The organism is Streptomyces sp. NPDC005574, from assembly GCF_040605435.1.
Classification (GTDB): domain Bacteria; phylum Actinomycetota; class Actinomycetes; order Streptomycetales; family Streptomycetaceae; genus Streptomyces.
The window spans coordinates 1-12,851 of record NZ_JBEXCW010000146.1 but is presented as its reverse complement, the minus strand read 5'-3'; the positions used below and the strand labels follow the sequence as shown (position 1 = coordinate 12,851).

The following is a 12,851-nucleotide window of genomic DNA, read 5'->3' as shown; positions in this document are numbered from 1 at the left end:
CGCGACCTCCTCCGCCACAAAGACGCCTTCGCCGTCTACAGCATCTGACCAACCGGCACGGAACCGGACATCACACAACTACGCCGGGGCCGTGGCCTGCGTGGTGGTTGCCTTCTTTCCGCCAGGGGCGGGGGTGTTGGCGAGCGCGGAGATCGACTGAACGTAGTTCTGTGTCTCCTTGTACGGCGGTACGCCGCCGTACTTTTTGACGGCGCCTGATCCGGCGTTGTAGGCGGCCAGCATGTTGTCCTGCGCGTTACCGGGCACGTCTTTGACGTCTTTGGCGATGTCGCACAGGTATTTCGCAGCGGAGGGGATCGCGTCTGCGGGATCCCATACGTCGCGTTTTCCATCGCTGTTGCCGTCGATTCCGTGGGTTTCCCACGTGGACGGCATGAACTGCGCGACGCCCTCGGCTCCGACGGGCGAAGTTGCTTTCGGATTGAATCCCGATTCCTGCGTGAGCAGGGCGCCGAGCAGATTGGGTGTGACCTCGGGGCAGGCGTTTCCTGCGTCCTGCACCAGAGAGCGGTATTGGGACGGGATGGACAGGCTGAGCGCGGCTCCCATGACGGGGTCGTCGCCGGCCGCCTGGACGAGCGCGGCCACCACGACGGCCGCGGTCGCTCCTACGCCGATCGTGACGGCTGTAGAGCCTCTCAAGGGGGTCGTACCTCCTTCGGGCGGTCAATGTGGAGTTGTTGCAGTTCAGGTGCTGTTTGTGATCCGCCGGAGCATCTGCCGGGGATCTGCCAGGGGCCGCCGGGGATCCGCCGTGATCCGCCGGGGCGGATGCGTCCGGCGGGTCCCCGGCAGGTGTCTGGCGGATGGTCCGGCGGATGCCTGGCGGCGTCACGAACCGGATGACTTGGCGGCGCTGATGAGGTCCGCCAGCTTGTAGCCGCGCACTCCCTTGTCGTCCTTGCTCGACGGAATTTTGAGTAGGGCAGAGAGCTTGCGCCCCTGCATTGCGGGATTGGTTTCCGTGATGCCAAGCGCCGGGGCCAGTTCGCTGGTGTACATGAACTCGGAACCCTTTTCCTGCATGAGGTTGATGGCCTCTTTCAGGGGGGTTTCCGGGGATTTTTCCAGCGTTGCGCGCTGCCGGTTCTCGATGTCGTCCACGACTTCCCAGATGAATTCGTCAGGGAAGTTGAAGCCCCGGAGGAGGGTGGATGTGCCGTGGGCGAACAGAACGCCCTGGCCCTTGATGCTCGAATCGAGAAGTGCAGGGTTGATCGGAGCGATCGTCTCGAAGTAGGTGTCCCCGAGGGCGACTTTCGCCGTTCCTTCCGATGCCACGTAGAGGCACATCCGGTAGAGGAACTGGTCGCGGACCATGACGGGAATCGCATTCTGGGCCGGGCGCTGCGTCAGCATCACCACAGAGATCCCGGACTCCAGACACTTGGCGACCAGGGAACGGGCCTTTTCTGCGACCCGTGCCGCATTGTCCTTACCGGCGTTCGTTCCGTCATGGGCGAAGAAGTCTGCCGCTTCGTCAACGATGAAGAAGACCGGCCTGAACTTGGGCGCTGGTTGCCGATTCCGGATGGCTTCCTTGATTTTCTCGTAGCGGTTGTCCGCGCGCCCGTTCAGCTCGTCGGCCATGTCTTCGAACACGGCAGGGTCGTCGGACGCTTCGTAGCGGACGGCGATTTTCTCGAACCTGGTCAGCCCGCAGAATTTCCCGTCGAGCAGATACAGATCGAATTCCCCGTATGCGATGAGCAGACAGGTGATCAGGCCGTTGACCAGGGTTGTCTTGCCCATCTGGGTCATGCCGCCGACCAGCAGAGATGCCTTGTCGAAGGTCTCCACGCCGGCCAGCTGCCCGACGACGTCGTGCCCGAAGGGCACCCCGTCGAAGGCCTCGATCTCCCGCCGGGTCGGCGGAGTGAACGCGCGGGTGTGCGGCGGCTCATCGAGGACCAGGAGCCGGACACGGCGCTCGCTGTCCCGGCTGCGCTCCATCTTCAGATGCAGACGGGTCACACCGAACATGCCGGCGACGTTGCCCAACCGCTTCTCGACGTCCTTGTACGTGCGCCCCTCTGGGACCAGGAAGTCGTAGATGGCGCCCTTGCCCGGCGCTGGGACCGGTTCGATCGTGACCTGGTCGGCGCGGATGATTTCGTCCTTGCCGACGACGCCGGCCGTGACGAGCGCCGGGGTCAGTTGCGGGTGCGCCACAGCTGCCTGAGCGGCAGCCTGGTCGCCTCCGATCACTGCCGTGGCCAGGGGCTGCTCCGTCAGAGCGGCTGCGGACTTCTTGTCTTCCGCTGCGGGCTTCCCACCCACCTTCAGAGTCAGGAACCAGACCCTGATTCTCCAGACGGCGTAGCCGAGGGCGACCAGCGCCCCGGCGGTGACGAGCACCGTGGTCAGCCAGGACAGACCAAGTTTGTCCTTGATCGCAGCGAGCATGCCGAACGCGATCACGAGCGTGCCGATCGCGCCTGCCGCCTGCCCCCACACGTCGTCATTAGCGCCGCTGGCCTGCTGTTTTCCCTTTCCCATCCCGCCCCATTCCATGATCGTGAGCACGCGAGCGCACTCGTACATTGATTCGATTGCCTGTGGTTTTGGGCGGTGCTCGCCGGGTCTGCTTGCCGGGTCTGCGAGACCGCGTGGTCTCGCTCGCCGGGTCACTCGCCGGGTCTGCACCGCCTCGACTGCGTGGTTCCGGCAGTCGCAGCAAGGGCCAGGCCGCGCGTGGCGGGCTGGCCCTCACTGGTGGTGCCGGACGGTGGGTCAGTGCCGTCGCAGCGGCAGACGCGGGTGGCACCACCAGCAGCCGGACCCGTGGTCGTAGGGGGAGCGGGAATGGGCCAGCAGGAAGGGGGTGGCGAGGACTGTTGCCAGGGAGAGCAGGAGCGTGATGCTGCTGGCGACGTACAGCCAGGTGCTCATGTGCGTGCCTCTTTTCGGGTGGTGTGCACCGAGAGGGCCGGCCCGCAAGGTGGGCTGGCCCTCTCGGTGGCGTGTGAGGGTTGGTCAGGCGTTGGTGTCTTCGGGCTCGGTCTCGGCGTCCTCGGGCGTGTCGGCGTTCTCGCTCTGGCGGGCGCCGTGTTCCTTGGCCATGAGTGCGGTGAAGGCGGTGCGGATGCGCGCCTCACTGCCGACGAAGCCGAGCGCGCGGTAGGTGTCGCGGGCCTGGCGGTAGGAGTCCGGCGGGTCCTTGCGGTAGCGCAGGTGGCGCAGGACGATGTCCAGCTGCTCATCACTCAGTGGCTGGCCCGGTTTGGGGACTGGCACGTCTGCGATGGCGGCGAGTTCGGCGATGGCGGCGTGTGCCGCCGCGTGTGCCGGGTCCTCGTCCGGCGTGCCGCCGGATGTGCCGTCGGGTGTGCCGGTTCCTTCCGGCAGGGCCCTGACCTGCGTGCCGCCCGTGCCGCCGGATATGCCGGGCAGGGCCAGCGTCGCGGGCGTCCATGTGCCGAGGTCGGGGAGCTGGATCGCGGCCACGGAGGCGGGCAGGGCCTTTTCCGTGATGGTCTTCTCGGTGTCCACGGCCTGCTGGTGCAGCGCCTCGACCATGGTCTGCTGCACCTTGAGCTTGGACTTGCGGTAGTCCCGCTCGGCTTCGGCGACCTGCTTTTCCAGCGTGGTCGCCAGGGCGAGCAGCTCGATGCGCTGGGCGGCTTCGGCCTCCATCTGCTCCAGCTTGTCGGCGACCTCCTGGCGCTTGGCCTCGATCTCCTGGCGGGTGCCGGCCGACACCTTCCGACCCAGCGAGGGCATCACCCACCACCAGGCGACCTTGGTCAACACGATGGCGAGCGGGGTGAGGACGAACGCCAGGTCGAAGTGCGTGGCGTCGGCCGCGATCAGGTGCAAGGTCGGGATGGCCGCGTTGATTGCTGTGAGGGCCAGGCCGGCCACCTGCACCCGCAGGGCGCGACGGCGGTTGTTGCCCGCGAGGATCTCGGTGGCCTGGAACACCACCCACAGGGCGTCCAGGGCGCCGACGGTGGGCAGCGCCCACGCGCCGAAACGCGGCTCGAGGATGTCGTAGCTGACGGCCACGGACAGAACAGCGACTCCGAGGGTGATGACCCCCAGGACCGCGAGCACCATCCCGCGTGGGGACGGCCACTGTCGGGGGCCGGCGTCGCTCTCGCGGGGAGAGCGGGTCTTCCAGATGCTGCGCACGCGTTTCTCCTTGTTCTCTCTGGGGGCGGTTGCTGCGGTCTGTCAGCGGGCCAGCAGGACCGCGAGGACGACGATGAGCGGGCTGAACATGCCGAGCAGGTAGACGAGACGCACGGAGCGTCCTTCCTTGCGTGCTGCTGAGGAGTGGAGGGGTGACGGGAGCGGCCCGGTCAGCCTGCGGTCGTGTTGGACAGGCGGCTGACCTTGGCGAGATGCCGCTCCTGCTCTGTGATCAGGCGGTTCACCTGCTCCGTCAGGAAGTCGCTGTAGCTGCCCTCGTAGGCGCTGCCGATGTGCCAGTCCTTGGCTTCGGGGTAGCCGGCGGCCTTCAGAGCGGCGTCGTGGCCCAGGTCGGCATACAGGTGCTCTTCGTGCACCGAGGCGATCTGTCGGGCACGCATGTCGAAGGCTTCGGCCGCGCCCCGGGTACGGTCCTGCGCGTCGATCAGGCGGGAGAGTGCAGCCGGCCATTCCCGGGCCGCTTCGGGTGTGCGCAGGTAGGCGTACGCCGCCTCCAGCGCTTTGGCCTCGCGCTCGTAGGCCTGCCATCGCCGGGGGGCATCCTGCACGACGGCCTGGAGAGCGGCGACGTAGGCGGCGTCCTTCCACTTCTCGTACGCCGCCTCGTAGATGTCGCTGAGGATGATGCGAGCAGCCCTGCGCAGGCGGTACTCAGCCGGGTCCTGCGATTCGGCCACGTGCCGCAGCCGGGGATCGCCGTGCGAGGCGGCCGGCCTGTCGGGGCGTGCCTCGCGGCCGGTAAAGGGTGCGAAGGTGAAGCGCAGTCCCCAGCCGGACGGGTTCGGTTCGACCTTCTGCAGGTAGGACGGCAGGTAGGGGGCGAGCCGGTTGAAGATCTCGCGGTGTTCGTCGCCGGTGATCGTGACGGTGTCGGCGAAAGGCATGGCGGCAGCTCCTTGGCGTGGTGCCGGCAGCGTGGGTCCGCTGGCGGGCACTGGACGGGTGGTGTGTGCCGTCGGGAGCGGGGCCGGCGCCTTGCGGGGCAGCGCGGATGCGTCCAGCGGCACGCGTAACGGAAGAAGACGGGACACGGAAGGCCTCCCGTGAAGGCAGGTGGTGGGCTCGCGCGGCTGCGCGGCTCCCCTGGACACCGCCCGGACCGACCGCCGCTTGGGGCGCGGCAGTTGGGCCGGGCGGGTCAGGCAGCCGACAGAGGTGGCGGTGTCAGGCTGGGACAGTGGCTGCGGGGGCAGGTCAGGCCACGACGGCGAGGTGCCGGCGCGGGGCGACGATCTGGCCGTCGGGCAGCAGATCGCCGGTGTCCTCGAAGACCAGGACGGCGTTGCACAGCAGGGACCAGCCCTGTTCCGGGTGGGCGGCCACGATGTGCGCGGCCTCCCGGTCCGGGCTGTCAGCCGACGGGCAGCGCGGTTCGTGCTGGCACAGGGAGTCCGGCAGGCGCTGCGCCATGCCGGGGGTGCCGAGCGCGGTGGTGAGGGTGCTGAGCATGGGTTTCTCCTGACTTGGTCAGCGGCGCTTTTGCCGTTGCAGGTAGGCGTCCTGCAGGCGCGCGAACGCCTCGTAGAGGGGAGCGCCTGTCGTGCAGCGTGTGTGGTCGGTGCAGGTGGAGCAGCTGCCTCGGTGCGCGCGCCAGGTGCGGTCGGCGGCGAGGTAGCGGGTGTAGAGGTCGTCAGCCACGCGGGGGCGGGCCTTTCGTGCTCGGGTGCAGGTCGTGGACGTGGTGGCCGGCCTCCCAGGCCGCGGTTGCCGTCATTGCGGCGGCGGCCAGCAGCAGCCGGGCCCATGGATGGGCGGGGCCGACCAGGCGGGCGGCCCGGGCGGCGCGATGCTGCGCCGTGCGGGCCGCCCGTATGAGGTGCGCCATCTAGCCGGTCAGCGGCCGGTGTTGGCGCAGGCGGCACACGTCCAGGCGGTGACCGGGGCGGGCCCGGCGGCGGTGACACCGAACCAGTTGCCGCAGGTGTCGCACTGCCAGCCACCCGAGCCGGTCACCGTGACGCTCGCCGCGGCGGGAGCGGTGAAGCCGGGCGGGCAGTCCGTGCCGGTGCAGTTCCACCGCCCGCACAGCCCACAGGCGTCGTTCATCAGCGGCCGGTGCAGGACCAGCACCGGCTGCCGCTCGTAGCCCGGGACCATCTCCTGCAGCGTGCGGCGTGCCTTGCGGCCGCGGGGGAGCCGGGCGTCGCTCTCGCGCACCATCCGCCGCACCAGCTCACCGAGCTGCTGGAGTGCGAGGCCCGTGCAGGCGCCGGCGTGCCAGGTTCCACACGGCTCGTACGCGTATTCCGGATTGCTGACGGCCACTGTCGTTTGGGACTGGGGCCGTGTCATGATCGTCGCGGTCAAGGGGATCTCCCAACGTCCTGTTGACCAGACAGCCCCGGAAGGTCACAGTTCCGGGGCTGTCGCCGTGTGGCTGGCCGGACGGCCAGCCACGGCCCGTCTCCCACCCCCAACGCTCTGGTGGGGTGGGAGAGGGACCGTGGCGGGCCCTCAGGCCGTTTCGTCTGCGACGGACGCCCGTACCTGGGCGTCCAGCAATGCGGCTTCCACGTCGGTCACCTCACCGCGCTCGATCGCGGCATAGACGTCCTCGGACTCCCTGAACATGCGGTTGGCGAAGGTGTCACCCATGGTCACGTCCTGCTCTCTTGAAGGGTTTTGTCGTGCAGGGGTGTCAGGCAGCGGGGGCGTAGGCCGACGTGGCGGGGCGGATCAGGTAGTCCGAGCACGTCCAGACGGATCCGACCGCGAACGGGATCCCGTCGGGGCGCAGGGTGTCGCGGACGATGACCGCCCACCGCGCGGACTGACGGCGCAGCAGCTGCGCGGCCTCGCCCGGGTCGGTGATGAGCGCGAGAACCTCGAACCTGCCGTCCGAGTTCTGGTAGATGGCGCCCGGCCGGCGCGGGCCGATCTGGTCGCCGAAAGTGGCCGCCTGGGGGTGGGGGCGGCCGGTCGACGGGGCGGGCCGGCGGCCATCCCGCTCATGCGGCGCCGGCCGCACCGGCAACGGCGGCCGGGCAGCGGAGACAGGTGCGATGCTGGGCATGCGGGTCGTCCTCTCGGAAGGGTGACCGGCGACAAGAACCCCCAGGGGCGCAATCCCTGGGGGTTCGTCGCATTGCGACTCCGCCGATAGAGGCGGGGAGTGCGTCCTGCGCACTCCGCCGGCCACCAGCCCGACCTCAAGGGCGGAGCGATGTACGACAGGCAGCGCAGGCTGCGGAAGTTGGCGCGGCGCCGTGGGCGCCGGATCTCAACGGGACGCGGACCGCTCGCCGCCGGGAGATCCGTCCGGGCGGGTCAGCGGTAAAGGTGTGCCGCGTCGTTCTTTAGCGTCGCGGGGATGTCGGCCCTCCGGGCTCTCCGCCAGTAATGAACGCCTGACGGGTCATCGCACGTGCCGACTGCCACCACCAGCGGTGATAGCGCCTCACGACGGGTCTCCACTCACATCAGCCGCGGTGTGGTCACGGCTGTCGTAGCTGTGGTGGATCACGCTATGGAGTTCTCAATCAACGAGCGCTTCGGACCAGGAACTTCCGAGCGCAACCTAACCGACTTACTCAACTTAACCGATACAGTGCCCTGCTCAGCGTACCGTGTCAACTAAGTTGGTGAAGCTGTCTAAATCGACGAGGGAGCTCTACGATGTGGCTCATGACGGCCGAAGACCTGCAGCCCTATCAGCGCATCGTGCAAGACGTGAAAGACCAGGTCAGGCTCGGCCGGCTGCAGAGCAATGACAAGCTGCCCAGCACCCGGGAACTCGCGGACCACTACGGCGTCGCCCCAGGCACGGTGCAGCGAGCACTCGCGGATCTCCGCACAGAGGGCGTCGTCTACTCCCATCAGGGCCGCGGGTCCTTCATTCGGGAGGCCGCCCTCGATGCTGTGGCCGATCCCACTTCCCAAGCGATCAAGCGATTGGAAGAGCAGGTGGCTGACCTGAGCGAGCGGCTGGAACGACTTGAAGCTGGCGATCGTACGAGCAGCTGACTCGGCGCTACTTCGGGTGAACGCGATCGTGTCAGGCACAGCGTTCATCGCTCTCGGCTACCAGCAGGCGCTAAGAGGGCCTTCAAGATCAGTCCGGTTGCGCTGGTGCTGGCCACGGTGGTGACGATGTCGCGGATGACCACGAGGAGCACCGATATGACCAGGCCGATGGTCAAGACCGCAGCCACCCGTATGGCTACGGCGCCGGGTCGGCCGCGCGGCCGGGGCCCTGCAGTGGGGTTCATGCAGGAGCAGTGGTGTGTCAAGGGCGGTCCGGTGAGGGTGAGGTCGACCTGCCGACCATGCGCGTCGGCCACGGCGTGGGATACGTCATGGGCATGCGGAAGCTTGTTCATCTCGCCCTCCTGGGGGTTCCGGTTGGTGTCACTCCAGGTGTAGGCGTGATCTTCAGTGACTTCTACGGTTGTTCTGTATCCGTCCGCCGGATACAGGGACTTGGATACATGGAGGGGGCTCAAAGTGGGGCAGCGACCGAATGCGCTGACGCCTGATCAGTCGCCTCAGCACCGTCTTGGTTACGTGATCCGGGAGTTACGCGAGGCACATGGTCTGTCCATGCGGGAGCTGGCCGCTAGGACGTTCGTTTCGCACTCCAAGGTGCAGCGATGGGAGAACGGTGACCGGCCGCCCAAGGACCTGGGGGAGGCTGAACTCATCGACCGGGCGCTTGGCGCTGGCGGGTTCCTGATCGGGCTGTGGCAGGCGATCGGCGGGAAGGTCTCCCAGCCCGGCCATGTATCCGATGCGGCGTTCCATGTATCCGATACATCGCTGGACCTGGCCACGGCCCTGTCTCAGGCGGCAGCGTCGGACGGCAAGGGGATCTTCGTCCCTCGACGTCTCGATGATGGAACGGTGGTGCTCGTGGCACTCGATCGACGCGCACTCCTGCGCGCCGGCGCGGGGATCGGTGCAGCAGCAGTGGCTGGCTTTCCCGTGCCGGCGTCCGCGGCGGTCACGGAGGATCCCTTCGGCTTCGCGAAAGCTGCCACCGCGAGTTGGTCCGGGCTTCGTCTGTCTCGCCCGTCCCCTGAGTTCGGTGTCGACTGGCACGCGCTCCTCCCTGGGGGCCGTTCAATGCTCGGCTCCCAGCTCTCACTCCAGGTCCACCCTGCGCGCATAGAGGGACGCCGGGTGATCGTGTCTGTGCCTGACCAGCGGCGCGCAGAGGAGTTTCTGGCGCGGCCCCATCGCGGTCTACTTGTCGGAGCAGTCAACGCCGCTGGCTCCCCGGCCTTCTACGCCCTGGACGGCCGCGCGGCCCGCGCAAAGCTCACGAGAAACGGCGGCGTGTACGAAGTCACCGCGCCCACTGCTTACGAGCTGGACGATCTCACCTACGGCATTCTCTGGGCCGTCAGCAACTACGACGACGCTCTGCAGGCTGATGACCAGGCTCTTTCCGAGACGCGCAGCGATCTACGGGCGTATGAGCGACTGTCTGCCTCTGCGGTCAGCCGGGAGGCCGCACCCGGGCTGAACACCATCGCCCACATGTGGCTGGGCTCGGACTTCTGCGCTCGTCACATCCTGCGTGCTCTGCCAGATCTGCCAACACTTCCGGCGTTCTGGACGCGTGAGCAGCGGGGGGAGGAGGCCAGCGCGTGGCTGATCTTCGATCACAAGTTTCCGTACCTGCGGGAGACGACCAAGGCTCTCGGCAGCACGAGCACCCGGGCATTCTGTATCCCGGAGGAAGTCGTCCGTTCCTCCCCGCGGTATGAACGGATCCTGTTGTTTCTGGCCGTTGCGTTGATGGAGTCGTTGGGGATCCATGCCCAGTTCACGACCGATCCCGCGTACGAAGCCGTTGAAGGGTTCGTGGTCGCTCCCGACAAGGAAGCGGTAATCGCCAACTGGGTTCGCGGGGACGGAATGTGGCATGTCGACGTGACGGCCCGGACCTCGGTCGTCCGAGAGTTCACGATCGCGGCGCGCGATGTCAATGCGGACTCGATTACCGCCGCGCCAACAGCCGCCGGACGGCTGCGCGCTCTAGCGCAGTACCTCGAGCTGCCATGGTCCTGGCTGATCGACCGGTGCGGTCAGCTAGCCCAGTACGGGTCGTCTGGATTGATCCAGTCCCGCAGTCGGCTGGTCTCAGCGGCTGGTATTGATGCCGCGTGCGCATACGTGGGATCCCTCCCGACCGACCACTGATCCAGACCACAATCCCACATGACCACGAAGGGAAGAGACCATGGCCGACAAGGCCCGGCGCATCGCGGTGATCTCGCTTGGCGGCACTATCGCGATGACCGCCCAGGCGGACAGCGGCGCGACGCCGACGCTCTCGGCTGACGATCTCGTCACGGCCGTACCGGGGCTCGCCGAAACGGGCATCGGCGTGGAGGTTCGCGACTTCCGCCGTCTTCCCGGCGCCTCACTGGGCTTCTCCGACCTGCTCGAGCTCGCCGTCATGGTGGAGACGCTCGCGGTCGACGGCGTAGTCGTCACCCAGGGGACGGACACGATCGAGGAGACCGCGTATTTGCTGGACCTCGTCACCACCGGTGATACGCCGATCGTGGTGACCGGCGCCATGCGCAACGCGAGCATGGCAGGCGCAGACGGTCCAGCGAACATGCTGGCCGCCATTCGCGTCGCGGCCAGCACCGAGGTACGAGGTCTGGGTTGCATGGTGGTGTTCGCTGAAGAGATCCACGCCGCACGCTGGGCCCGTAAGACGCACGCCACAAGCCCCACAGCCTTTACCTCGTACCCCGGGCCGATCGGCTACGTCGCGGAGGACCGGGTGCGGATCACCGCACGTCCCGGCGCCTCCCCTGTGATCGATCCACGCGGTACCACCAGGCCCGCACGCACAGCGATTTTCACGGTCGGCCTCGGAGACGACGGAACGCTCCTGCCCGTCCTGGGCGACCACGTTGACGGCCTGGTCGTCGCTGCATTCGGCGCCGGCCATGTCCCGATGACATGCGTGGACGCACTCAGCGATCTCGCCAAACGCGTGCCTATCGTTCTCACCACTCGCACCGGATCGGGCCCCGTGCTCCGACAGACCTACGGCTTCCCCGGCTCCGAATCCGACCTACTTGGGCGTGGACTGATCTCCGGCAGCACGCTGGACCCGATCAAGGCACGCATCCTGCTGCAGCTGCTGCTCATGACCGCCGCCGAGCATGACCAGATCGCCCAGACCTTCAGCACCGTCCTGTGACTGCCCCCGCCACCCCTTGGAACCCACCTTGCGCAGCTACGAACTGACGACTGGTCGCACGTTCGCCGTGAACTTCGACCATGGCGACGACTTCTTTCCCGCCCTCGACGCGTTCTGCCGCCAGAACGGCGTCCGGCACGGCTATATCCCGATGTTCATCGCCGGCTTCGCTGAAGCAGAGATTGTTGGTGCATGCGAGAAGCTGGAGGACCCTGAGGCTCCGGTTTGGAGCAAGGTTCACTTGTCCGGCGTAGAAGCGATGGGGTGCGGGACGCTCGCATACGACGCAGAGACGGACTCTGTCCTGCCGCACATCCACACATCATTGGGAGAGAAGGCCAGGTCGGCCACTGGTCACACCAGCCATCTGCTCAGTGCTCGCGTCCAGTTCCTTGTCGAGATGCTCCTGGTCGAGGTCACTACGCCAGTGATGACGCGACCGAAAAATCATGATCTTTACGACGTACCCCTGCTGACCTTCGGGGCTTGAGACGGTGCGTGACCGAAACACTGACAGTGCCTCAAATGCACCACTGAACGCAGCAATCCATGTACAGTTTCGATCACACGTGGGAAGGAGGAGTGGTGACCAACCTTTTTGAGGCCGTGGATGACCTACTCAGTCGACCAGCTGACGTCCTGCCTCCTCCTGAGGTACGGGCCAAGCTTCGCAAGGCTTCCGGCTTGACTCAGGAAGAAGTCGCCGAAGCTTTCGGCGTGCATCGCATGGCTTTTTTGCGCTGGGAGAATGGCCAGTCCATGCCGCGCCCCAAAGCCCGTGCTGCCTACCTGCGCCTACTCAAGGGCTGGGCCCTTCAGCACCCTGCGGCCGCTGAAGGCTTCCCTCTCGCTGAGGCCGGCTGACATGAGCTTGCCTAGCTACCCCCCGTAAATGCGAAGCGGCCCCCGTCGCCACAACGGAAGCCGCTTCCAAGCCCGACTCATGCCCTACCAAAGCTCCTGAGTCGTGAGCAGCGAGGTGACCTCGTCTGCCGGGTGATGCCCGTGGGCTCTAGAGCCCGCGTGGTCACCTATACCCAGAGTATGCGCTCTCGATTGCGCACCGCCACTACTCCGGGCAGGCAGATAGGTCACAGCGCTAGTCGCGGCTCCCCTACCTGGGGAGATGACCCCGTTGCACAGCCAGCACAACCCAACCGACTCGTCCGGATCCGATGGCCTTGGCGTCGGCGACGAGGTCGAGTACGCCCTTGCTTTCGAGCCGCCGGCCGAGGGCGGCATCCCCGTCTCGTACGAAGAACTGTCGATCTGCGGTCAGGAGCCGTTGCGCCTGGTGGTGTTTCTGGCCTTCCGGGCTCACGAGCTGGATGGGCAGCCCCGCGACGCGGAGACGCTGTGGTCGTTCCTGGCTGAGCGGAAAATGCGCGGTGATGACGGGCTGCCTGTCCGTCTCGACCTCGGATATTCAGCGGCTGAGGTGATCTGATCGGGTATCAGCAGAAGGTGCCCGTGGCCTGCGAGGATGCGAGTGTTGAGGTCGTATCCGGCG

At 67.0% G+C, this 12,851-nt stretch carries 17 protein-coding genes and 1 pseudogene; 6 read left to right on the top strand and 12 right to left on the bottom strand.

The features are described from left to right. Positions 1 to 126 precede the first annotated feature (126 nt). The 11 genes and pseudogenes from ABZT03_RS40555 to ABZT03_RS40505 all read right to left on the bottom strand — a co-directional run. Positions 127 to 609: pseudogene (locus ABZT03_RS40555) on the bottom strand (lytic transglycosylase domain-containing protein); the annotation flags it as partial. 243 nt (positions 610 to 852) lie between these two features. Then, positions 853 to 2,547, bottom strand: coding sequence for an FtsK/SpoIIIE domain-containing protein (locus ABZT03_RS40550; protein ID WP_356048741.1), 1,695 nt, complete (start codon positions 2,545 to 2,547; stop codon positions 853 to 855). A gap of 207 nt (positions 2,548 to 2,754) precedes the next feature. Next, a complete protein-coding gene (locus ABZT03_RS40545) occupies positions 2,755 to 2,913 on the bottom strand; it encodes a hypothetical protein (protein ID WP_356048739.1) in 159 nt (52 codons plus the stop codon). A gap of 84 nt (positions 2,914 to 2,997) precedes the next feature. Further along, positions 2,998 to 4,155 (bottom strand): hypothetical protein, encoded by a 1,158-nt coding sequence (locus ABZT03_RS40540; protein WP_356048737.1) that lies wholly within the window; start codon positions 4,153 to 4,155, stop codon positions 2,998 to 3,000. A 170-nt stretch (positions 4,156 to 4,325) separates the two neighbouring features. Beyond that, positions 4,326 to 5,060: a hypothetical protein gene (locus tag ABZT03_RS40535; protein WP_356048736.1), complete on the bottom strand. Its 735-nt coding sequence runs from the start codon at positions 5,058 to 5,060 to the stop codon at positions 4,326 to 4,328. Between the two features lie 310 nt (positions 5,061 to 5,370). Beyond that, positions 5,371 to 5,562: a DUF5999 family protein gene (locus ABZT03_RS40530; protein ID WP_356048743.1), complete on the bottom strand. Its 192-nt coding sequence runs from the start codon at positions 5,560 to 5,562 to the stop codon at positions 5,371 to 5,373. Positions 5,563 to 5,643: 81 nt separating this feature from the next. After that, positions 5,644 to 5,814, bottom strand: coding sequence for a hypothetical protein (locus tag ABZT03_RS40525; RefSeq protein ID WP_356048734.1), 171 nt, complete (start codon positions 5,812 to 5,814; stop codon positions 5,644 to 5,646). Further along, positions 5,807 to 6,001 carry a hypothetical protein gene (locus ABZT03_RS40520; RefSeq protein WP_356048732.1) on the bottom strand — a complete coding sequence of 65 codons (195 nt, stop codon included), beginning with the start codon at positions 5,999 to 6,001 and terminating at the stop codon, positions 5,807 to 5,809. Before ABZT03_RS40520 ends, ABZT03_RS40525 begins: the two co-directional genes overlap by 8 nt. An 8-nt stretch (positions 6,002 to 6,009) precedes the next feature. After that, positions 6,010 to 6,483, bottom strand: a complete 474-nt coding sequence (locus ABZT03_RS40515; protein ID WP_356048730.1) for a hypothetical protein — start codon at positions 6,481 to 6,483, stop codon at positions 6,010 to 6,012. A gap of 147 nt (positions 6,484 to 6,630) precedes the next feature. After that, positions 6,631 to 6,771, bottom strand: coding sequence for a hypothetical protein (locus ABZT03_RS40510; protein WP_356048728.1), 141 nt, complete (start codon positions 6,769 to 6,771; stop codon positions 6,631 to 6,633). A gap of 43 nt (positions 6,772 to 6,814) precedes the next feature. Then, positions 6,815 to 7,189, bottom strand: a complete 375-nt coding sequence (locus tag ABZT03_RS40505; protein ID WP_356048727.1) for a hypothetical protein — start codon at positions 7,187 to 7,189, stop codon at positions 6,815 to 6,817. A gap of 611 nt (positions 7,190 to 7,800) precedes the next feature. Here ABZT03_RS40505 and ABZT03_RS40500 point away from each other — a divergent pair. Then, positions 7,801 to 8,139 carry a GntR family transcriptional regulator gene (locus tag ABZT03_RS40500; RefSeq protein ID WP_356048725.1) on the top strand — a complete coding sequence of 113 codons (339 nt, stop codon included), beginning with the start codon at positions 7,801 to 7,803 and terminating at the stop codon, positions 8,137 to 8,139. Between the two features lie 44 nt (positions 8,140 to 8,183). Here ABZT03_RS40500 and ABZT03_RS40495 read toward each other — a convergent pair whose 3' ends face one another. Then, a complete protein-coding gene (locus ABZT03_RS40495) occupies positions 8,184 to 8,495 on the bottom strand; it encodes a hypothetical protein (protein WP_356048723.1) in 312 nt (103 codons plus the stop codon). Between the two features lie 55 nt (positions 8,496 to 8,550). Here ABZT03_RS40495 and ABZT03_RS40490 point away from each other — a divergent pair, with 55 nt between their 5' ends. The 5 genes from ABZT03_RS40490 to ABZT03_RS40470 all read left to right on the top strand — a co-directional run bounded on the left by ABZT03_RS40490 (position 8,551) and on the right by ABZT03_RS40470 (position 12,788). Next, the gene (locus ABZT03_RS40490; protein ID WP_356048721.1) at positions 8,551 to 10,320 is read left to right on the top strand and encodes a helix-turn-helix transcriptional regulator; all 1,770 of its coding nucleotides are present in this window, start codon (positions 8,551 to 8,553) and stop codon (positions 10,318 to 10,320) included. Between the two features lie 40 nt (positions 10,321 to 10,360). Next, positions 10,361 to 11,341 (top strand): asparaginase, encoded by a 981-nt coding sequence (locus tag ABZT03_RS40485; protein ID WP_356048719.1) that lies wholly within the window; start codon positions 10,361 to 10,363, stop codon positions 11,339 to 11,341. Positions 11,342 to 11,369: 28 nt separating this feature from the next. Continuing rightward, positions 11,370 to 11,831, top strand: a complete 462-nt coding sequence (locus ABZT03_RS40480; protein ID WP_356048718.1) for a DUF296 domain-containing protein — start codon at positions 11,370 to 11,372, stop codon at positions 11,829 to 11,831. Positions 11,832 to 11,926: 95 nt separating this feature from the next. Then, positions 11,927 to 12,205: a helix-turn-helix domain-containing protein gene (locus tag ABZT03_RS40475; protein WP_356048716.1), complete on the top strand. Its 279-nt coding sequence runs from the start codon at positions 11,927 to 11,929 to the stop codon at positions 12,203 to 12,205. Positions 12,206 to 12,467: 262 nt separating this feature from the next. Then, on the top strand, positions 12,468 to 12,788 hold the full coding sequence (locus ABZT03_RS40470) for a hypothetical protein (protein WP_356048714.1): 321 nt from the start codon (positions 12,468 to 12,470) through the stop codon (positions 12,786 to 12,788). Positions 12,789 to 12,851: the final 63 nt, after the last annotated feature.

Bases quoted from the DNA above. Each gene is read 5' to 3' on its own strand.
- ABZT03_RS40510 (WP_356048728.1), bottom strand. From the start codon at position 6,771: ATGGGTGACACCTTCGCCAACCGCATGTTCAGGGAGTCCGAGGACGTC.
- ABZT03_RS40520 (WP_356048732.1), bottom strand. From the start codon at position 6,001: ATGGCGCACCTCATACGGGCGGCCCGCACGGCGCAGCATCGCGCCGCC.
- ABZT03_RS40495 (WP_356048723.1), bottom strand. From the start codon at position 8,495: ATGAACAAGCTTCCGCATGCCCATGACGTATCCCACGCCGTGGCCGAC.
- ABZT03_RS40500 (WP_356048725.1), top strand. From the start codon at position 7,801: ATGACGGCCGAAGACCTGCAGCCCTATCAGCGCATCGTGCAAGACGTG.
- ABZT03_RS40485 (WP_356048719.1), top strand. From the start codon at position 10,361: ATGGCCGACAAGGCCCGGCGCATCGCGGTGATCTCGCTTGGCGGCACT.
- ABZT03_RS40505 (WP_356048727.1), bottom strand. From the start codon at position 7,189: ATGCCCAGCATCGCACCTGTCTCCGCTGCCCGGCCGCCGTTGCCGGTG.
- ABZT03_RS40545 (WP_356048739.1), bottom strand. From the start codon at position 2,913: ATGAGCACCTGGCTGTACGTCGCCAGCAGCATCACGCTCCTGCTCTCC.
- ABZT03_RS40470 (WP_356048714.1), top strand. From the start codon at position 12,468: ATGACCCCGTTGCACAGCCAGCACAACCCAACCGACTCGTCCGGATCC.
- ABZT03_RS40535 (WP_356048736.1), bottom strand. From the start codon at position 5,060: ATGCCTTTCGCCGACACCGTCACGATCACCGGCGACGAACACCGCGAG.